This window comes from Serratia sp. ID 25-353, from assembly GCF_054792795.1.
In genome coordinates this window covers 649,409-666,995 of record NZ_CM139236.1, presented here as the reverse complement: position 1 = coordinate 666,995, position 17,587 = coordinate 649,409, and the positions used below count along the sequence as shown (strand labels likewise).

The 17,587-nt window shown below is 62.9% G+C and carries 17 protein-coding genes; 7 read left to right on the top strand and 10 right to left on the bottom strand.

Annotated elements, in window-relative coordinates; all coding sequences use genetic code 11:
* Positions 1-37 precede the first annotated feature (37 nt).
* Positions 38-367 (bottom strand): hypothetical protein, encoded by a 330-nt coding sequence (locus ACYF6X_RS03145; protein WP_130017828.1) that lies wholly within the window; start codon positions 365-367, stop codon positions 38-40.
* A 275-nt stretch (positions 368-642) separates the two neighbouring features.
* Between ACYF6X_RS03145 and ACYF6X_RS03140 the strand changes: the two genes are divergently transcribed.
* Genes ACYF6X_RS03140 through ACYF6X_RS03130 form a run of 3 tightly spaced genes read left to right on the top strand, consistent with a single transcriptional unit; the run spans position 643 to position 3,599 of the window.
* Positions 643-1,623 (top strand): Bug family tripartite tricarboxylate transporter substrate binding protein, encoded by a 981-nt coding sequence (locus ACYF6X_RS03140; RefSeq protein ID WP_130017827.1) that lies wholly within the window; start codon positions 643-645, stop codon positions 1,621-1,623.
* A 15-nt stretch (positions 1,624-1,638) separates the two neighbouring features.
* The gene (locus tag ACYF6X_RS03135) at positions 1,639-2,070 is read left to right on the top strand and encodes a tripartite tricarboxylate transporter TctB family protein (RefSeq protein WP_063988966.1); all 432 of its coding nucleotides are present in this window, start codon (positions 1,639-1,641) and stop codon (positions 2,068-2,070) included.
* An 11-nt stretch (positions 2,071-2,081) separates the two neighbouring features.
* Positions 2,082-3,599, top strand: a complete 1,518-nt coding sequence (locus tag ACYF6X_RS03130) for a tripartite tricarboxylate transporter permease (protein WP_049200154.1) — start codon at positions 2,082-2,084, stop codon at positions 3,597-3,599.
* Positions 3,600-3,633: 34 nt separating this feature from the next.
* Here the strand turns inward: ACYF6X_RS03130 and ACYF6X_RS03125 are convergent, their stop codons facing one another.
* Both ACYF6X_RS03125 and ACYF6X_RS03120 read right to left on the bottom strand, forming a co-directional pair.
* A complete protein-coding gene (locus ACYF6X_RS03125; RefSeq protein ID WP_063988965.1) occupies positions 3,634-4,263 on the bottom strand; it encodes a CatB-related O-acetyltransferase in 630 nt (209 codons plus the stop codon).
* A 156-nt stretch (positions 4,264-4,419) separates the two neighbouring features.
* Positions 4,420-5,415, bottom strand: a complete 996-nt coding sequence (locus ACYF6X_RS03120; protein ID WP_063988964.1) for a DMT family transporter — start codon at positions 5,413-5,415, stop codon at positions 4,420-4,422.
* Between the two features lie 172 nt (positions 5,416-5,587).
* Between ACYF6X_RS03120 and pdxR (ACYF6X_RS03115) the strand changes: the two genes are divergently transcribed.
* Positions 5,588-7,054 carry a MocR-like pyridoxine biosynthesis transcription factor PdxR gene (pdxR, locus tag ACYF6X_RS03115; protein WP_130017826.1) on the top strand — a complete coding sequence of 489 codons (1,467 nt, stop codon included), beginning with the start codon at positions 5,588-5,590 and terminating at the stop codon, positions 7,052-7,054.
* Here the strand turns inward: pdxR (ACYF6X_RS03115) and ACYF6X_RS03110 are convergent.
* Genes ACYF6X_RS03110 through ACYF6X_RS03095 form a run of 4 tightly spaced genes read right to left on the bottom strand, consistent with a single transcriptional unit; the run spans position 7,051 to position 10,705 of the window.
* Complete coding sequence (locus ACYF6X_RS03110) at positions 7,051-7,551, bottom strand: protein disulfide oxidoreductase (RefSeq protein ID WP_130017825.1); 501 nt, start codon at positions 7,549-7,551, stop codon at positions 7,051-7,053. The genes pdxR (ACYF6X_RS03115) and ACYF6X_RS03110 overlap by 4 nt on opposite strands.
* The gene (locus ACYF6X_RS03105; protein ID WP_130017824.1) at positions 7,544-8,260 is read right to left on the bottom strand and encodes a DsbA family protein; all 717 of its coding nucleotides are present in this window, start codon (positions 8,258-8,260) and stop codon (positions 7,544-7,546) included. The genes ACYF6X_RS03110 and ACYF6X_RS03105 overlap by 8 nt, the downstream gene beginning before the upstream one ends.
* Entirely contained in the window at positions 8,257-10,293 is a 2,037-nt protein-coding gene (locus tag ACYF6X_RS03100; protein ID WP_130017823.1) for a protein-disulfide reductase DsbD family protein, read from the bottom strand. The genes ACYF6X_RS03105 and ACYF6X_RS03100 overlap by 4 nt, the downstream gene beginning before the upstream one ends.
* Before the next feature lie 49 nt (positions 10,294-10,342).
* Positions 10,343-10,705 (bottom strand): copper resistance protein, encoded by a 363-nt coding sequence (locus ACYF6X_RS03095; protein ID WP_130017822.1) that lies wholly within the window; start codon positions 10,703-10,705, stop codon positions 10,343-10,345.
* Between the two features lie 205 nt (positions 10,706-10,910).
* Between ACYF6X_RS03095 and flk the strand changes: the two genes are divergently transcribed.
* Positions 10,911-11,939 (top strand): flagella biosynthesis regulator Flk, encoded by a 1,029-nt coding sequence (gene flk, locus ACYF6X_RS03090; protein ID WP_130017821.1) that lies wholly within the window; start codon positions 10,911-10,913, stop codon positions 11,937-11,939.
* A gap of 4 nt (positions 11,940-11,943) precedes the next feature.
* Here flk and ACYF6X_RS03085 read toward each other — a convergent pair whose 3' ends face one another.
* Complete coding sequence (locus ACYF6X_RS03085; RefSeq protein ID WP_130017820.1) at positions 11,944-12,399, bottom strand: rhodanese-like domain-containing protein; 456 nt, start codon at positions 12,397-12,399, stop codon at positions 11,944-11,946.
* A 93-nt stretch (positions 12,400-12,492) separates the two neighbouring features.
* Between ACYF6X_RS03085 and pdxR (ACYF6X_RS03080) the strand changes: the two genes are divergently transcribed.
* Positions 12,493-13,926 (top strand): MocR-like pyridoxine biosynthesis transcription factor PdxR, encoded by a 1,434-nt coding sequence (pdxR, locus tag ACYF6X_RS03080; protein WP_207221081.1) that lies wholly within the window; start codon positions 12,493-12,495, stop codon positions 13,924-13,926.
* A 36-nt stretch (positions 13,927-13,962) separates the two neighbouring features.
* On the opposite strand, the gene ACYF6X_RS03075 is transcribed toward pdxR (ACYF6X_RS03080), so the two are convergent.
* Positions 13,963-14,859: an endonuclease/exonuclease/phosphatase family protein gene (locus tag ACYF6X_RS03075; RefSeq protein ID WP_063988956.1), complete on the bottom strand. Its 897-nt coding sequence runs from the start codon at positions 14,857-14,859 to the stop codon at positions 13,963-13,965.
* A gap of 217 nt (positions 14,860-15,076) precedes the next feature.
* Between ACYF6X_RS03075 and pepT the strand changes: the two genes are divergently transcribed.
* The gene (pepT, locus tag ACYF6X_RS03070; RefSeq protein WP_130017818.1) at positions 15,077-16,324 is read left to right on the top strand and encodes a peptidase T; all 1,248 of its coding nucleotides are present in this window, start codon (positions 15,077-15,079) and stop codon (positions 16,322-16,324) included.
* On the opposite strand, the gene ACYF6X_RS03065 is transcribed toward pepT, so the two are convergent.
* Complete coding sequence (locus tag ACYF6X_RS03065; RefSeq protein ID WP_063988954.1) at positions 16,321-17,433, bottom strand: SLC13 family permease; 1,113 nt, start codon at positions 17,431-17,433, stop codon at positions 16,321-16,323. The genes pepT and ACYF6X_RS03065 overlap by 4 nt on opposite strands.
* Positions 17,434-17,587: the final 154 nt, after the last annotated feature.

The following is a 17,587-nucleotide window of genomic DNA, read 5'->3' as shown; positions in this document are numbered from 1 at the left end:
TGCGTATATGCGTATGGGGGACGATCGCAGGACGGTATCAGATCAGCGGAATGGGGCTATCGGCAACGGCAATGTCCAGCACCGGGCGCAGCTTGTCGGCGGTAAACGGCGAAGAAACCAGCACGGAGCGATTGTTGGCGGCAAACACCAGATCGATGCCGGTCACGCAGGCGGTCATCTGGCAGGCATACTTTTCACCGTCGGCGTTGACGAAATGCAGCTCAAACACGCCAATATCAGCACGCAGTCGCTTCAAACGGCACTGCCCGGTTTCACCGGTCATCTCCGCATAGACCTTCGGTAGCCGTTTAATCGCGCACACTTTGGCGCTGTCCCTGCCACCAAACAATTTCCCTAACAAAAACATATTGCTGCGTCTCTATTCATTTCACTGATCATGATTTTATCGCAGAAACAGAACGGCAAACCTGATATTACGCAGGATTTTGGCCGGTTTTGCGCCCTGTTCTTGCCTTCATTTCTATGGTAGCGCCCCCGCCATTCGCTCGCAACGAGCGACCCCAATCACAGACTGGAAACTTTTCCGTCCGCTGAAAGGTAAATGAAAGGTTGTTGTTTTAACAATTCCGCAACCGCACCTGGCGGGATTCATAACCAGAACAATACCGAGGGCAAGCCACAATGAAAAAAATAATGACCCGTACCTTTACCGCCGCCGCCCTGCTGCTGGCGGCCAATCAGGCCTTTGCCGTGGAAGCGCCCAAACGCACCGAATGCATCGCGCCGGCCAAGCCCGGTGGCGGCTTCGATCTGACCTGCAAGCTGATTCAGGTGTCGCTGCAGGACACCAAGGCCATCGATAAGCCGATGCGCGTCACCTATATGCCCGGCGGCGTCGGCGCGGTGGCCTACAACGCCGTCGTCGCGCAGCGCCCGGCGGAGTTCGGCACCGTGGTGGCCTTCTCCGGCGGCTCGCTGCTCAACCTGGCCCAGGGCAAGTTCGGCCGCTACAACGTGGACGACGTCAAATGGCTGGCGGCGGTCGGTACCGACTACGGCATGATCGCGGTGCGTGCCGACTCGCCATACAAAACCCTGAAAGACCTGATGGACGCCTTCCAAAAAGATCCCAACAGCGTGGTGTTCGGCGCCGGCGCCTCCATCGGCAGCCAGGATTGGATGAAAACCGCGCTGCTGGCACGCGAAGTCGGTGTGGATCCGCGCAAGATGCGCTACGTGGCGTTCGAAGGCGGCGGCGAACCGGTCACCGCGCTGCTGGGCAACCATATCCAGGCGGTTTCCGGTGACCTGAGCGAGATGGTGCCTTATCTGCAGGGTGACAAGATCCGCGTGCTGGCGGTGTATGCCGAGCAACGTTTGCCGGGCCAACTGGCCGACATTCCGACCGCCAAAGAGCAGGGATACAGCCTGGTGTGGCCGATCATTCGCGGCTTCTACGTCGGGCCGAAAGTCAGCGATGAAGAGTATCAGTGGTGGATTGACACCTTCCAGAAAATGATGGCGACCGACGAATTCAAGCAGCAGCGCGATCTGCGCGGCCTGTTCGAATTCAACATGACCGGCAAAGAGCTGGACGCCTACGTGAAGAATCAGGTTGCTCAATACCGTGAGCAGGCAAAAGTGTTCGGCCTGGCCAAATAACCGCAGGGGAAAACCATGAGCGATCGTATTTTTGCCGGCTTCTGGCTGCTGCTGTGCATCGGTGGGCTGTTCATCGGCTGGGGCATCCAAAGCGAATACAGCTATGAACCGCTGGGGCCGCGCCCGTTCCCGCTGGCGATCCTCAGCCTGATGGCGCTGTGCGCGGCCCTGCTGCTGCTGCGCCGCCCGCAGGCGGTGGAGTGGCCGCATCACAAGGTGCTGCAACGGCTGCTGGTATTGGTGATCACCCTGGTGCTGTATGCCTGGGGCTTTGAATGGCTGGGCTTTCCGCTGGCCACCGCGCTGCTGACGTTCAGCATCGGCCTGCTGTTTCAGGCCAGCCTGCCGGCGGCGGCCATCTCCGGCGTCGTCATGGGCGCAGCGCTGTATTACGCCTTTGACCAACTTCTCGATGTCACACTGCCGCTCGGCACCTGGCTGAGCTAACGGGAGCGATGATGGATACCTGGATGTATTTGACTCAAGGGTTCGAAGTGGCGCTGGTGCCGCAGAACCTGATTATCGCCCTGATTGGCTGCTTCGTCGGCACCATCGTCGGCCTGCTGCCGGGCCTCGGGCCGATCAACGGCGTGGCGATCCTGCTGCCGTTGGCGTTTGCCCTCAAGCTGCCGGCCGAATCGGCGCTAATCCTGCTGGCGACGGTGTATATCGGCTGCGAGTACGGCGGACGCATCTCGTCGATTCTGCTCAACGTACCGGGCGACGCGGCGGCGATCATGACCGCGCTGGACGGCTACCCGATGGCGCAGCAGGGGCGCGCCGGCGTGGCGCTGTCCATCTCGGCGGTCAGCTCGTTCGTCGGATCGATGATCGCCATCGGCGGCATCATCCTGTTCGCGCCGCTGTTGGCCCGCTGGTCGTTGGCCTTCGGCCCGGCGGAGTATTTCGCCCTGATGGTGTTCGCCATCGCCTGCCTCGGCAGCATGATGAGCCAGAACCCGCTGAAATCGCTGCTGGCGGCGCTGATCGGCCTGGGACTGGCGACGGTGGGCGTCGACGCCAACACCGGCGTTTACCGCTTTACCTTCGACAGCGTGCACCTCTCCGACGGCGTGCAGTTTATCGTGGTGGTGATCGGCCTGTTCTCGGTCAGCGAAATCCTGCTGATGCTGGAAAGCACCAGCGCCGGGCAAAAACTGGTGCGTAAAACCGGCCGGTTGCTGTTCAACCGCAAAGAGGCGGCGCAGTGCGCAGGCCCAACCCTGCGTTCGTCGGTGATCGGCTTCTTCGTCGGCATTCTGCCGGGCGCCGGCGCCACTATCGCCAGTGCGCTGACCTACATGACCGAGAAGAAAATCAGCGGCAACAGCGACACCTTCGGCAAGGGTGACATCCGCGGCGTAGCGGCGCCGGAAGCGGCCAACAACGCCTCGGCCTGCGGTTCGTTCATTCCGATGCTGACGCTGGGGGTGCCGGGCTCCGGCACCACAGCGGTGATGATGGGTGCGCTGACGCTGTACAACATCACCCCCGGCCCGGCGATGTTCACCGAACAGCCGGATATCGTCTGGGGGCTGATCGCCGCGCTGCTGATCGCCAACGTCATTTTGCTGATCATGAACCTGCCGCTGGTCGGCCTGTTCACCCGCATGCTGACCATCCCGCTGTGGTTCCTGGTGCCGGCGATCGCCGCGGTTTCGGCGGTGGGGGTTTATGCGGTACACAGCACCACCTTCGACCTGCTGCTGATGGTCGGGTTGGGCGTGTTCGGCTACATCCTGCGCAAAATGCACTTCCCGATGTCGCCGCTGATTCTGGGCTTCGTGCTGGGTGAGATGCTGGAGCAAAATCTGCGGCGCGCGCTGTCGATCAGCAACGGCGAGTTCGGCATTCTGTGGAGCAGCAGCATCGCGCAAACGCTGCTGGTACTGGCGGTTGCGGTACTGGCGCTGCCGCCGCTGCTGCGCCTGATGCGCAAACGCCGCCAACCGGCGGCCGAGGTCAAAGCCGAGTAACGCGAAACGGGCGGGGATCCCCCGCCCGTTATGTTTAACGACGCAAGGTCGCAATGCCCCTTTCCAACGCATCGATATCGTCATCGGCGAGCAGCGGTTGAATCACCGCAAAGTCCGCCTCGGACAAGTCATAGAGGCGTAAGGCAAGCAACCGCGCAATGACCTCCGGCGCGAACCGCCAACGGATAAACCGCGCGGGATTACCGCCAACGATGGCATAAGGCTCAACATCGCCGGCCACCACGCTGCCGGCGGCGACGATCGCCCCCTCTCCTATCGATACCCCTGGCATCAGCATCGCCCGCATGCCGATCCAGCAACCATCGCCCAGTCGCGTATCGCCTTTGGGGCGGTACGCCTGCTTGATGGTTGCCATAAACGGATACAGGCTCAGCCAGTCGATGCGATGGGTGTGATTGCCGCCCATCAGGATCACCGCTTCGGCTGCGATGCACACATAATCGCCGATCAACAGGCGGTCTATTTCGCCCAGCGGCTGCCATTGCCGGCTGACCGCGTCGCCGTGCAGATAACGCACCGCCGAGCGTTCGAAGCCGTTATCCCAACAGTCGCTGTAGTAGCTGTGGGTGCCTTTGACGATAATATTCGGATTGGTCACCGTCTGATGCAGCAGCTCGGTGTTGGACCAGTGTTTTTCGGACATGGCGTATTCTCTTGTTACGGGAATAAAAGCCACGGAACGGAATGTCTGTGGCCGTGTTGTCGTTCACTCAACACGGCCATTCAAGCGATAAGCGCTCGCTTCAATCTCGGGTTATTCATCATGACGGCCTCTCTTGCGAGGCGTAATGGTAGCCGATCACGCCTCGGCGGTCTTGCTTTTCAACAGCAGCACCCCGCCCATCACCAGCGCGCTGCCCAGCAGCTGCAGCTGATTCATGCTTTCCCCCAGCAGGAAATAAGCGATCACCGCGGTGAACACCAGCTCCAGCGACAGGATCAGGTTGGCCACCGCCAGCGGCAGCGTTTTCAGGCTGATATTGTACAGCCCGAAGCCCAGCAGCGTCGGCCCGGCGGCCAGCGCCAGCAACAACAGCCAGCCGCTCCACTGAATGCCCTGCGCACCGTGCGACAGGAACCACAGAGAGCCGGCCATGCCGTGGAACGCCGCCAGCGGGAACGCCGTCAGCGCCGCGTTGAACGCCAACTGGTACAGCGCCGAAAAACCGAACACATACAGGATAGTGTTCCACACCGGATAGCCGCGTTCGCTGGCCACCCGCCCGCCGAGGGTATACAGGGTATAGCCGATGCCCGACAACATCCCGACCAGCAGCCCCAGCAGATCGAAGTGGCTGTTCCCCATGCTGTCGCCGTTGCTGACCAGGAAGCAACCGCCCAGGCTGATGGCGATCACCAGCAATTGGCGCAGCGTCAGGCGTTCGCTGTACATCACCCAGCCGAGGAACACGGTAAATCCCACCGAGCAGTAGGTCAGAATGGTCGCCACCGACGCGCCGTTCAGCGCCACCGACAGTGTCCACAGGCTGTTGAACAGTGCCAGCAGCAGCCCGTAAAGCGCGTAGAACACCACCTGTTCACGGCGCAGGCGCGCCCACTGCGGTTTCACCAGCAACAGCAGCGGCAACAGCACCAGCGCCACCAGCGCCGCACGCCAGAACGCCAGCACGAAGGTCGGCAGGTGGTAGTACTCGGTCAGCGCGCGGATGATGATGGCGGTAAAGGCCAGCAGCATGGCGCTGATAATGGCGATGACGTAACCCTGGCTGCTGCCCTGAAAAAGGCGCGCGCCGGGCAGCGCCGGCCGGGCGGAAACGCCTGACGGTAATGACATGAGATCCTCGGAGAAATGGCGACGTAAATGCTCAAGCACAGAGTGTAACGCAGCCATTTTTTCTCACTATAGCCACTTTGCGGTGTTGTCATGCAGGCCACTTTTCTGCGCTTGAAGCCCTGTTGACATGGGGTATAGTAAAAATCACTCTCCATAACCGGGCCAATTTCGCATGCATATCCCGTTGGATCGCGAGCAGGACGTTCCGCTCTATTTACAGATCGAAGAAGCGCTGCGGCGCGCCATCCTCACCGGCGTGTTCGTCGATGGTGACAAACTGCCCTCGACGCGCACGCTGGCGGCCGAGCTGGCGGTCAGCCGTTTAACGGTGGATAACGCCTACGCCGAACTGTCGGCCAAGGGCTTTTTGCATCAGCGGCGCGGCAGCGGCGCCTATGTCGCGCACCCGCAGGCGCAAACGCGCCCGGCCCGACCGAGCAGCGATGCCCCATTCCCGCTGGAGAGCTTCACCACCCTCACCTCGCGGCTGGACGGCTACGCCGACGCCCCGCTGCCGGAGGGGCTGATCAACTTCGCCGCCGGCGTCGGCAGCCCTAAGGTGTTTCCGCTGGAGGCGTTTCGCAAAGTGCTGCTGTCGGTGCTCAGCCGCCATGCGGAAGAGGCCTTCAGCTACGGGGAATACTGCGGCTACTACCCGCTGCGCGATACGCTGAGCCGCATACTCAGCGCACAGGGCATCCCCACGCAGGCGGAACAGGTGCTGATCACCAACGGTTCGCAGCACGCCATCAGTCTGGTGGTGCAAAGCCTGCTGGCGCCGGGCGATACGGTGATCGTCGAAGAGCCGACCTACGCCGAAGCGCTGGGCCTGCTGCGCCAGCACCGCGTCAATATCGTCACCGTACCGGGCGACCGCCACGGTATGCTGGTCGAGCGGTTGCCCGAGCTGCTGGCGCGCCACCGCCCTAAACTGATCTACACCATCCCCAATTTCCACAACCCGACCGGCCGTTGCCTGAGTGAAGCACGGCGGCGACGCCTGCTGGCGATCGCTCAACAGGCCGGCGTGGTGATCCTGGAAGACGATTTCGTCGGCGATCTGCGTTATCAGGGCAAACAGCTGCCGTCGCTGCGCGCGCTGGCGCCGCCGGGCGCGGTGATCTACGTCAGCACCTTCTCCAAAATGCTGCTGCCCAGCATGCGCATCGGCTATCTGGTGGCGGACAGCGAACACTATCAGCGTTTCGCACGATTGAAACACGTCGACAGCTTCACCAGTTCCAGCCTGATCCAGCGAGCGCTGGACGCGTTCGTCACCGTCGGCCGTTACGACAAGCAGCTGCGGCGCGCCGGGCGCGTCTACCGCCGCCATCTCGAGGTGATGATTGATGCCTTGCAACGGCGGCTACCACCGGGGTGCCACTTTGAAACGCCGCAGGGAGGTTTGTTTATCTGGCTGACGCTGCCGGCGGCGGTGACCACCGCCGAGCTGATGCCGGTCGCCTGGCGATACGGAGTGACCTTCGCACGCGGCGAATGCTTTTATGCGCAGGAACAGCTGGGCGCGCACGGCCTGCGGCTGAACTTCGCCGCCAACTCGCCGCCGCAGATTGAAGAAGGTATCGCCCGGCTGTGCCGGGCGATTGAGGAGGTGATAACGGAGAAAAACGCCGGTTAGACGGCGGCCCACCACAGCCGCAGCTTCATCCCCCAGTAGCTGGTCCAGCCGGTGGTGCTCTGCACCACCTTGCCCTGCGAGACCACCACGAAGGTCGGCGTCACGCCAATCTGCCACTGCGCCGAGAGCGTACCGGCCGGATCGTTGACCACCGGCAGCGCCAGCCGCTTGCGTGTCAGCCAGTGTTTCACCTGGGTATCGTCGCCCGAGCGCAGCGCGACGGTCAGCACGTTGTCGCCCGCCGCCTGCAAGCGGGCGACGTCCGGCGTAGTGAAACGGCAGACGCCACACCAACTGGCCCAGAAGTAAACCAGCAGTGGCCGCTCATGGCTGAGCTGCGCCAACGACACTCTCTCGCCGTCCAGCGTGGTCAGGGTCTGAGCATCGAAGGTCGGCGGCGCCTGCGGCGCGTTCAGCCAATCCATCACCGTCACCACCGCCAGCGCGATCAGCGCCAGCAGCAGCAACTCGCGCCCCCAGCGCTTGAGCTTAGCCATTGGTGGCCTTCGCCAGCTGCTGCTTCACCATCGCTTCCAGCTCTTCATACGACACCGCCCCCGGCAGCATCCGATCGCCGATCAGCGTCGCCGGCGTCCCCTGCACGCCCAATTGTTCCGCCAGCTCCATATTGGTGCGCAGCGTGGTCATGCTCTGTTCGCTGGGCGCCACCGCCTTGACGCCGGTTTTCTCTTGCGCGGCGGCGATGCTGGCGTTGTCGTGGAAGCCCTTTTTCGCCATCAGCCGCTGGTGCAGAGCCCAGAATTGATCCGGGTGCTGTTGCCAGGTGGTGAGCGCCACGCGCGCCGAACTGACCGAGCTTTCGCCCTTGAACGGCAGCAGCTTCACCACCAGCGCCACGTCCGGGTATTGCTTGACGATCTTCTCCAGCATCGGATCAAAACGCTTGCAGTACGGGCAGTTATAGTCGGTAAAGGTCACCAGCGTCAGTTTGGCGTTGGCGGCGCCGAGGCGCGGGCTGGCCGGATCCTGGTACAGCGTTTTGGCGTTCTGCTTGATAGCCTGGCTGATTTGCTGGCCGGCGGTTTGCTGCTGCCAGGCGTCCACCGCCTGCGCTAGAATGTCCGGGTTGGACACCAGCGTTTCGCGGATCATCTCTTTGATACGCGCCTCTTGTGCCGGGGTGAAAGGCTCGGCGGCCCACACCGGGGCGGCGATGATCATCAGTAAAATCAGTAGCTTTTTCATTGTTCGGTTCCTTTGGCATGGGAAAGCGTTTGCAGCACGGCGTCACGGGTCAACAGCGGGGATAACACCTCGCCGTCCGGGCTGCCGGGGCCATAGATTTGGTTGAAAGGCACGGCGACGCTGCCGCGCTTTTGCAGGAAGGCGCTGATGTCGGCAGACGGGCGGCTCCAGTCGCCGCGCAGCGCGACCACATCGTCGGCGCTCAGCGCGCGCTGTATGTCATCGCGCAGCAGCACATTGAATTTGTTGGCTTTACAAGTCACGCACCAGTCTGCGGTCACGTCAACGAACACCCGCTTATGCTGGGCCAGCGCCGCGGTAATCGCCTGTTCGCTCAGCGGTTGCCACTGCACCCGATCCTGCAACGGCTGGCGCCACAGGCCGGCGGTCAGCGATCCGGCCAGCAAGGCCACGCCCGCCAGCACCAACGTGCCCGCCGCCAGCTTGGCCGCCAACCGTGCGCCCTGCTGACGCCACACCGCCAGCAACAACGCCAGCAGCGCCAACGCCCCCAGCCACAGCGTGGCCTGTACGCCGATATGGTTGCTCAGCAGGCTCAGCAGCCACAGCGACGACGTCAGCATCAGCAACCCCATCGCCAGCTTGACGGTATTCATCCAGCGGCCGGGGCGCGGCAAGCGCAGCGCCAGCGATGGCCAGGCGGCGATCAGCAGCCACGGCAGGCTCATGCCGATGCCGAGCGCGATGAACATGCCCCACAGCACCGGCAGCGACGCCGCCAGCGCGAAGGCCACCGCCGTGCCGAGAAACGGCGCCGAGCACGGCGTCGCCAGCAGCGTGGCGAACGCGCCCTGCCAGAAATGGCCGCTCAGACCGTGCCCGTTATGGGTCGCCAGCGAGGTATTCAGATCGGACGAGAGACGCAAATGGAACAGGCCGAACAGGTTGGCGCTGAACAGCAGCGTCACCAGCACCATAAAGCCGATAAACCACGGATTCTGGAACTGAATGCCCCAGCCGAGCGCATGGTTGCCGAGCCGCAGCAGCGTCATCAGCAGGGCCAGCGCCATAAACGAGGCGACGATACCCAACGACGACGCCAGGAACTGCAGACGCACGCTGCGCCGATCGCGCCGTTCCACCTGCAGGATGGAGCCGAGCTTGATGCCCAGCACCGGCAGTACGCACGGCATCAGGTTGAGGATCAACCCGCCCGCCAATGCCATCAATGCCGCCTGCCATAGCGGGAACGCCGCACCGGCGGGCGCGGCCAGCGGATCGCCAATCGGCAGCGTAATCTGCTGCGCCATGCCGCCGTCGTCGATCACCAACGTCAGCGTTTTTCCGCGCAGATCCGGCGCCGCCTCGCCCCAACCGTCGCTGACCGGCACTCGCGCCAACAGCTGAGCGCCGTCGGTCTCGATCTGCGGCTTGCCGAGATCGGCATCCGCCAGCGTATCGAAGAACAGCGCGGGCTGTTGCCAGCCGGCGGCGCGTTCGGCGGCAATCTGCAACTCGCCGTTGCGGTAACCGGCCTTGACGCTCTCCGCCACTCCGGCGGCGATCGGCACCTGCCCCATCGCCTGCGCGAAGTCGTGGTTAAACTGCGGATCGTTCGGCGTCGTCAGATCCAGGCTGAACGGGTAGTCGGTCAGAATGCAGACGTTGCTGCAGGTGGACAGCGTCAGGGTGCCCGCCAGCGGGCCGGATACCTGACCTGGCATCACGATCGGCAGCGTGACCCGATCGTGATAGCCCTGGGTGGAAATGCCGGCTACTTCGAAACGCTGCGGCGTCGGCCAGTGCCAGGTCGCCGGCGGCGGGTGGCCTTGCCAGACAATAGCCGGCGCGATGCCGCCTTCGCCTGGGGAACGCCAGTAGGTTTTCCAGCCCTTTTGCAGCTCGACCGACAGCAGCAAGCGGGTCTCCCCCGGCTGTGACGTGTCGGCACGCAGCCGCACCTTGGCATGATCGTTGGCCGGGTTTTGCAGCCAGCCGCTGTCCGCCGCCTGCAAGGCAGGCAGCCACAGCATAAACAGGCAAGCGCAGGCCAGCCTGATAATTTTCAACATGTTAATTCTCCATAAATGATTAATTCACCACGAAAAACGGGCGATTAACTCATTCACGGAAGACGCATAATCGAAGGTGCACCCTGAGGGTGGGCGGTGAAATGGCGCGGGGAGGAGGAATGCGCAGGCGCGCGGCCATGGTCGGCGCCAACAGCGCCAGCAGTAGACCCAGCCCGAACAGTACGGTTTCGAACATCACCGGCGGCGCGGCCAGCAATGACTTGGCGCTCAGCTCACAGGGCGTCGGCTGCGCTTCGGCGGCGGTGTCACTGGACTGAACGGCGGTGGTTGCCGGGATCCCGAGCGTTTGCTGCAGCGCATGCAGGCCCGCCATGCGCTGGGTCATGCACGTCAGCACCACCAGGCAAGCCAGGCATAAAAACCATTTTGCAATCCGCTGCCGTTTAACCATGCCATCCTCATGTTCGGGTCTGGGGTTATCTTAGCGGCGCGGGCGCGATTAGCAACGTTTTGTCGGTAAAGAAATGTCTGAGCGGCGGTATTGATGGCGGCGATTTACAGGTATCATAGAGGGTAAGCCTGCGCTTTTCGCCGGGTACGATGATGATTCTCTCCTCCAGGCATTCTGCGGGGATACACAGCGAAGGACTGGTGATATGCAACCTTTGAGTGGGCCGGGCACCCCAATCGCCGGCGAACGCCCTCCCTCCCCGGGCAAAACGGCGGCCACTGACGATCAGCCCCTCTCTCCGGCGCAGCGCACGACGCTGGAAAAGCTGATCGTGAAAATCATGGCGCTCAGCCCGGCAAAGTCGGCGGAGATCTGGGCATCTCTGCGTCACGATCTCGGCGCCGACAACGGCGGCGAACTGCTGGCGCGCCATTTTCAACCGGCGGAACAGCTGCTGCAAACGCGCCTGACGCAGGCGCAGCAAAACCATGCCGGGCGCCAGCTGTTGCAACAGCTGGCCGAATTGCTGCCGCAGGGCAACAACCGCCAGGCCGTCAGCGACTTTATTCGCCAGCAGTTCGGCCACACGGTGCTGAGCCAGTTGAGCCCGCCGCAGTTGCAGCAGGTGCTGAATCTGTTGCAGACCGGCGGCCTGGCCATTCCCCAGCCGCAGCAAACCGCCACCAGCGATCGCCCGCTGCTGCCCGCAGAGCACCAGAGCCTGCAGCAGCAGATAACCAAACTCAGCGCCGCCACCGGCGAAGCGCCGGCTAAAATCTGGCAAACGCTGTTTGATCTCGCGGGCGTGAAAACCAACGATCCGCTGCCGGCGCGCCACTTCCAGCTGCTGAACCAGTTTTTGCAAGTGAAGGTGGCGCTCAGCCCGCAGAGCGCGCCGACGCTGAACAATCTGTTGGCGGCGCTCAAACAGCCGGCGGATGAGCAAGAGCTGCAGCAGATGAACGACTACTGCCAAGCCCGCTTCAACTGCGGCGCCAATGCGCCGCTGACGCATCCGCAAATGAGCGACGCCATTCATCAGCTGTTTGCCCGCCGCCTGGAAAAAGCCGGCCAGGCCCAGCCTATCGTCAGCCACCCTGTCGATCCGCAGCCGCTGCTCAACCCGCTGATCGCCGCCCTGCCTCTGCCGCTGCAAAAAGCGCTCAGCAAGCCGGCCGTGGCGCTGATCCTGCTGCTGATGGCGCTGGCCGTCGTGCTGGCGCTGGTGTTTTAACGCCTCAGGCGCAGCCGCAGTCCGCAACAGCCGCCCGATCGCGCAACGATCCCGGCTGTTCGCCGATGGCCAACGGATGGCCGTCGCGCAGCCAGAAGTCCAGCCCGCCGATCAGCTCCTTCACCCGGAATCCCAGCTTCGCCAGCTTGTAAGCGCCTTTGGTGGAACCGTTGCAGCCGATGCCGTCGCAGTACGTCACATACACTTTTCGGCGATCCAGCTGCGCCGTGCCGGCTTCATCCATCAGGCGATGCGGCAAACTGAGCGCACCGGGAATATGCCCGGCGGCATACAGCGCCTCCCCGCGGGTGTCGATCACTACCATCTCTTCCACGCCATTGCGCAGATCTTCCGCCACGTCCCAGGCATCCGCATAGCGGCTCAGCTTGGCCGCCAGGTAGGCCAGGCTCTCTTCCGGCGCCGCCGGCGGAAAAGCCAGCACCAATGATTCTTTCGACATACCACTCACTCCCGTGCATCAAGACAGATGACAATAGTGCCCCATTTTGGTCTTATGATTGATACCCATTTCCCAACCGTGATAAGGCCCATTATGCGGCACTCGCTGGTCACATTGTTTCAGCAATCGCCCCACGCCGCCGGCACGCTGCGCGATCGCCTGTGCGGCGCATTGCGGCAGGCCATCCACCAGGGTGCATTGAGCGTTGGGCAACGCCTGCCTTCCAGCCGGGTGCTGGCCAGCGATCTGGGCCTCTCGCGGGTAACCGTCGAAGCGGCCTACGGTCAGCTGGAGGCGGAGGGATATCTGCAGCGCCGCGTCGGCCAGGGCACCTTTGTGGCGATTATCATCGCCAAATCGCCGCCGCCGGCGACCGGCGCCGGCATACCGCGCCTTTCGCAGCGCGGCCAACAGATCGTTCAAACCGGCGGCTGCCGCGATCCGCAGCATCCTCAGGCCTTCGCTGCCGGCTCGCCGGATCTGCGTGCGTTTCCGCTGGCCTTGTGGAAGCAACTGACCGCACAGCGCCTGCGGCTACAGGGAGAAAGCCTGCTGCGCTACGGCGACCCGCAGGGTTATTTGCCGCTGCGCGAAGCGATTGCCGCTCACGTCAACCAAACGCGCGGCGTGATCTGCGATGCTCGCCAGGTTATCGTGCTGACCAGTTCGCAGCAGGCGCTGCAGCTGATCGCCACGTTGCTGCTGGACAGCGGCGACAGCGTCTGGATGGAAGAACCGGGTTACACCGGGGCAAGAAACGCCTTTATCAGCGCAGGAGCCGCCCTGACACCGGTCGCGGTGGACAGCGACGGCCTGTGTGCTGACCCCTCCTTGCCCGACCCTCGTTTGCTTTATCTGACGCCCTCGCACCAATATCCAACCGGCGCAGCGCTCAGCCTGGCACGCCGATTGGCGTTGCTGGCGCTGGCGGAGAGGCATCAGGCCTGGATCATCGAGGACGATTACGACAGCGAGTTTCATTACGACGGCCTGCCGATACCGGCGATGCAGGGCCTGGATCGCCGTGGCCGGGTGCTGTACCTCGGCACCTTCTCCAAGTCGCTGTTCCCTTCGCTGCGGTTGGCGTACCTGATCGCCCCACCCGCGCTGGTTGAAGCGTTCGTCACCGCGCGCACGGTGTATGACGGCCACAGCGCGCAGCTGATGCAGGCAGTCACCGCCGAATTCATCCGCCAGGGGCACTTCGCCGCGCATATCCGCTACATGCGCCAGCTCTACCGCAGCCGGCGCGATGTGTTGCTGGCGGAAGTACGCGAAAAACTCGGCCACTTCGCCACGCCCGCTCCCGCCGCCGGTGGCCTGCAGCTCAGCGTCTGGCTGCCGCCCGGCCAGGAGGCGGCGCTCAGCCAGCGGGCGCAGCGGCTCGGCATCCTCACGCCCGGGCTGAAGGCGCAATACCAGACGGCACAGGCACAGCGCGACGGCTGGCTGCTGGGTTTTTCGGCCCTGGCGCCGGGCGAGATCCGCAGCGCCGTCGAGCGGCTGGCGCAGATCGCCGTGGCTTAGCGCGGTCCCAATGGCCCCAATGGAACGCCCACCCGCTTATTGCTCGGTCAGGCGCATCTCCGCCACCAGCGGCAGGTGGTCGCTTACCGCCGGCCAATGCACGCCGTTCCAGTCGCCGCTGGCGTTCGGCACCGTCAGGCTGTCCAGATGCCAGCGCTGCGCGTTGCCGGTGAAGAGGTAATCCACCTTGATCTCGGCATTTTCTGCCGGCCAGCTGCGGCCGTCCTGCCCGTTCGGCATGATGTCGTTCCAATAGCGGCTCAGCTCCAGCCAGGTCACGCTGCCCGGCACATCGTTCATGTCGCCGAACAGCAGCTTGATGCCACGCACTTCGATGGCGCGATCGTTCAGCTCCCGCACCTGATCCAGACGCATCGTCGGATCTTCCTTGGTATCGAGGTGGGCGTTGAACAGGGTGATCGGCGCCGGGAACTCCGGCACGTCAACCTTGGCGCTGAAGGCGATGCGCTGTTCGCGCTGGCCGGACGGCAGCGGATAGATCACGGCATCGTGCAACGGATACTTCGAGAGAAACGCCAGGCCATATTCGCCGCCATCGTAATCGATCGCCCGGCCGAACACCGCCTGCATACCGGTCAGCTTCGCCAGCTCCGCCGCCTGATCGACCCGGCCGCTGCGGGCGGTGAGTTTATCCACCTCCTGCAGCGCCACCACGTCAACGTTCATCGCGCGAATCGCCTTGGCAATGGCGGTCATGTCGCTGACCTTGCCGGCGGCGATATTGAAGCTGGCGACGCGGATCTTCGGCGCCTGCTCCAGCTCGTAGGTTTTGTTCTTCAGGCCGCCCAACGCGCTGGCCACTTCGCGGCTGTTGGCGTTGCTGTTGGCGTGCCCGGTATCGGCAGACGACCAGGCGCTGTGAGAGATGCCCAGGGACAGTAAAGTGATAAGCAGAGCGTGACCGGTGTGCATGAATTCTCCTTGAGGGACAGATAAGTGTTATGTAGGCGCTTCCCGGCCCACAGCTAACACCGATTTTGCCGCAGAAACCTGCGACTATTTCCTAGTTGCACCGCTATTTTTCGTTTCTGCGCGATGCTTCGCATTCTGGCAGTTTACGCATTGCACCGTTGGACAAACAGCTGATTTCGTTTTAAAACCGGTAGATTGCCAACCGCGAGGAATTCCGATGACCAGCCCGATTGCCGAACAGCTTACCGAACGTTTCTTCCGCTACCTGGCGGTCACCAGCCAGAGCAATGCCGCCGCAACCACCCTGCCCAGCACGCCGGGGCAGCATGAGATGGCGCAGCTGCTGGCGGAAGAGCTGCGCCATCTCGGCCTGGCCGACGTGCAGATAGACGAACACGCCACCGTCACCGCCCGCAAGCCTGGCACCCACCCCGGCGCGCCGCGCATCGGCTTCATCACCCATATCGACACCGTGGACGTCGGCCTGTCGCCTGAGATTCGGCCGCAGCGCCTGCGCTTCACCGGCAAAGATTTATGCCTGAACGCCGAGCAAGACATCTGGCTGCGGGTCGCCGAGCACCCGGAGATCCTACCCTACCGAAACGAAGAGATCCTGTTCAGCGACGGCACCAGCGTGCTGGGCGCCGACAACAAGGCGGCGGTCACCGTGGTGATGACACTGCTGGCCAACCTGGCCGCCGCCGATCGCCACGGCGATATCGTGGTGGCGTTCGTGCCGGATGAAGAGATCGGCCTGCGCGGCGCCAAGGCGCTGGATCTGCAGCGTTTCCCCGTCGATTTCGCCTACACCATCGACTGCTGCGAACTGGGTGAAGTGGTGTACGAAAATTTCAACGCGGCGTCGGCGGAGATCCGCATCGAGGGGGTGACTGCCCACCCGATGTCGGCGAAAAACGTGTTAATCAACCCGATACGCATCGCCAACGACATCATCAACCAATTCGACGAGCAGGATACTCCGGAACACACCGACGGGCGCGAGGGCTATTTCTGGTTCACGGATCTGGCCGCCAATGCCAATCAGGCGACGCTGAAGGTGTCGATTCGCGACTTCGATCGCGCAACCTTCGAGGCGCGCAAAGCTCGCCTTGAGGAGACGGTGCGTCAGGTGGCGGCCGGCTATCCGCGCGCCAACGTCAGCTGCAGCATCAGCGACATCTACAGCAACATCAGCAACGCCATCGGCGAAGATCGGCGCGCCATCGATCTGATCTTCGGCGCCCTTGCCGCCCACGGCATCCCGCCGAAGGTGATCCCGATGCGCGGCGGCACCGACGGCGCGGCGCTCTCGAGCCGCGGCATCCTGACGCCCAATTACTTCACCGGCGCGCATAACTTCCACTCGCGCTTCGAATTTTTACCCGTCAGCGCCTTCGTGAAATCCTACCAGGTGACCCGAAGCATTTGCTTGTTGGCCGCCCGGCAGAGCGGTAATCAGAGTTAGCTCAACAGCCAGCCGACCAGCGCGGCCCACGCCAGCAGCGGCAGCGAATAATAGTGGAAGCGCAACCAGATCTTGCGCTCCCCCGCCATGCGCAGCGCAATCAGGTTGGCGAGCGATCCGATCGCCAACCCGAAGCCGCCGGCATTGACCGCATAAGCCAACTGCGCGCTGGAAGGCACATAGTTGAGCAGCAAAATAGTGGCCGGCACGTTGCTGACGATCTGCGACAGCCCGACGCCCAGCGCGTACACCCCGCCGTCGCTCAGCCCGGCGATGGCGGCAAACGCCGGCTGAAGCGGCGGCAGGCGGGTAAACAGGCCGACATCGATAAACATGGCGGCGAACACGAAAATCAGGCTCCAGTCGATCAGCAACAGCACCCGGCGCGCCAGCAACAAAAAGCCGGCGAACACCGCCAGCAGCCCATACAGCGGCAGACCGATATCCAGGCACAGCAGGAAGATCGCATACAGCCCCACGCAGCTCAGCAACAGCGGCCGTTGATAGGGGTAGCCCTCGGTATTCGGCGTTTTCACGATGTCGCGCGCCGGGAAGCTGAACCAGGTCAACACCAACAGACTCAGCATCATCGCGGCGCCAAACGGCGCCATCTGGCCGATGAAACCGAGGAAAGAGAGGCCGGAGCGGCTCCACAGCAAGATATTTTGCGGGTTGCCGATCGGCGTCAGCAGCGAGCCGGCGTTCACCGCCAGCGCCTGAAAGATGATCAAACGGCCAACCGGCAGCGCCGACAGTTTTTTCAGCGTGATGGTGAGCGGAATGACGATAAACAGCGCCACGTCGTTGGTCAGAAACGACGACAGCAGCGCGGCGGAAAACACCAGGAACAGCGCCAGCCGCCGTTCGCTGTGCAACCGATTGATAATCTTGCGGCCAACGAAGTCGAAGTAGCCGCTGACCTCAACGCCTTTGGTCAGCAGCATCAGCCCCAACAGAGTAATGAGGGTGCGGCCGTCGATGAAACCGCCCAGCGCCGCCAGTGGCTGCGGATGAAAGGCGAACATCGCTGCGCCGGCCAGCAACAGCACATGCAGGAAACGGTCTTTGACAAAGGGATGGATAAGCCGGGAAATGGCGGTTGAACTCATGGCGGCAGCTTGAAACCTCAGCGAAAAGCATGAGCGAGACGTTAGCTCAGGCGCAGCCGCAACGCCAGCAAAATGCTATTTTACCTTTATCCACTTTCCATTTGCCGCGCTTTACTTTATTTGTAGCGGCTTTCTCGTTTTCAAAGGACATGTT

Excerpts from the sequence above, each read along its gene's own strand:
- ACYF6X_RS03110 (WP_130017825.1), bottom strand. The coding sequence starts at position 7,551 with ATGGCTAAGCTCAAGCGCTGGGGGCGCGAGTTGCTGCTGCTGGCGCTG.
- ACYF6X_RS03095 (WP_130017822.1), bottom strand. The coding sequence starts at position 10,705 with ATGGTTAAACGGCAGCGGATTGCAAAATGGTTTTTATGCCTGGCTTGC.
- ACYF6X_RS03145 (WP_130017828.1), bottom strand. The coding sequence starts at position 367 with ATGTTTTTGTTAGGGAAATTGTTTGGTGGCAGGGACAGCGCCAAAGTG.
- ACYF6X_RS03075 (WP_063988956.1), bottom strand. The coding sequence starts at position 14,859 with ATGCACACCGGTCACGCTCTGCTTATCACTTTACTGTCCCTGGGCATC.
- pdxR (WP_130017826.1), top strand. The coding sequence starts at position 5,588 with ATGCATATCCCGTTGGATCGCGAGCAGGACGTTCCGCTCTATTTACAG.
- ACYF6X_RS03100 (WP_130017823.1), bottom strand. The coding sequence starts at position 10,293 with ATGTTGAAAATTATCAGGCTGGCCTGCGCTTGCCTGTTTATGCTGTGG.
- pdxR (WP_207221081.1), top strand. The coding sequence starts at position 12,493 with ATGCGGCACTCGCTGGTCACATTGTTTCAGCAATCGCCCCACGCCGCC.
- pepT (WP_130017818.1), top strand. The coding sequence starts at position 15,077 with ATGACCAGCCCGATTGCCGAACAGCTTACCGAACGTTTCTTCCGCTAC.
- ACYF6X_RS03065 (WP_063988954.1), bottom strand. The coding sequence starts at position 17,433 with ATGAGTTCAACCGCCATTTCCCGGCTTATCCATCCCTTTGTCAAAGAC.
- ACYF6X_RS03140 (WP_130017827.1), top strand. The coding sequence starts at position 643 with ATGAAAAAAATAATGACCCGTACCTTTACCGCCGCCGCCCTGCTGCTG.
- ACYF6X_RS03085 (WP_130017820.1), bottom strand. The coding sequence starts at position 12,399 with ATGTCGAAAGAATCATTGGTGCTGGCTTTTCCGCCGGCGGCGCCGGAA.
- ACYF6X_RS03130 (WP_049200154.1), top strand. The coding sequence starts at position 2,082 with ATGGATACCTGGATGTATTTGACTCAAGGGTTCGAAGTGGCGCTGGTG.
- ACYF6X_RS03120 (WP_063988964.1), bottom strand. The coding sequence starts at position 5,415 with ATGTCATTACCGTCAGGCGTTTCCGCCCGGCCGGCGCTGCCCGGCGCG.
- flk (WP_130017821.1), top strand. The coding sequence starts at position 10,911 with ATGCAACCTTTGAGTGGGCCGGGCACCCCAATCGCCGGCGAACGCCCT.
- ACYF6X_RS03125 (WP_063988965.1), bottom strand. The coding sequence starts at position 4,263 with ATGTCCGAAAAACACTGGTCCAACACCGAGCTGCTGCATCAGACGGTG.
- ACYF6X_RS03135 (WP_063988966.1), top strand. The coding sequence starts at position 1,639 with ATGAGCGATCGTATTTTTGCCGGCTTCTGGCTGCTGCTGTGCATCGGT.
- ACYF6X_RS03105 (WP_130017824.1), bottom strand. The coding sequence starts at position 8,260 with ATGAAAAAGCTACTGATTTTACTGATGATCATCGCCGCCCCGGTGTGG.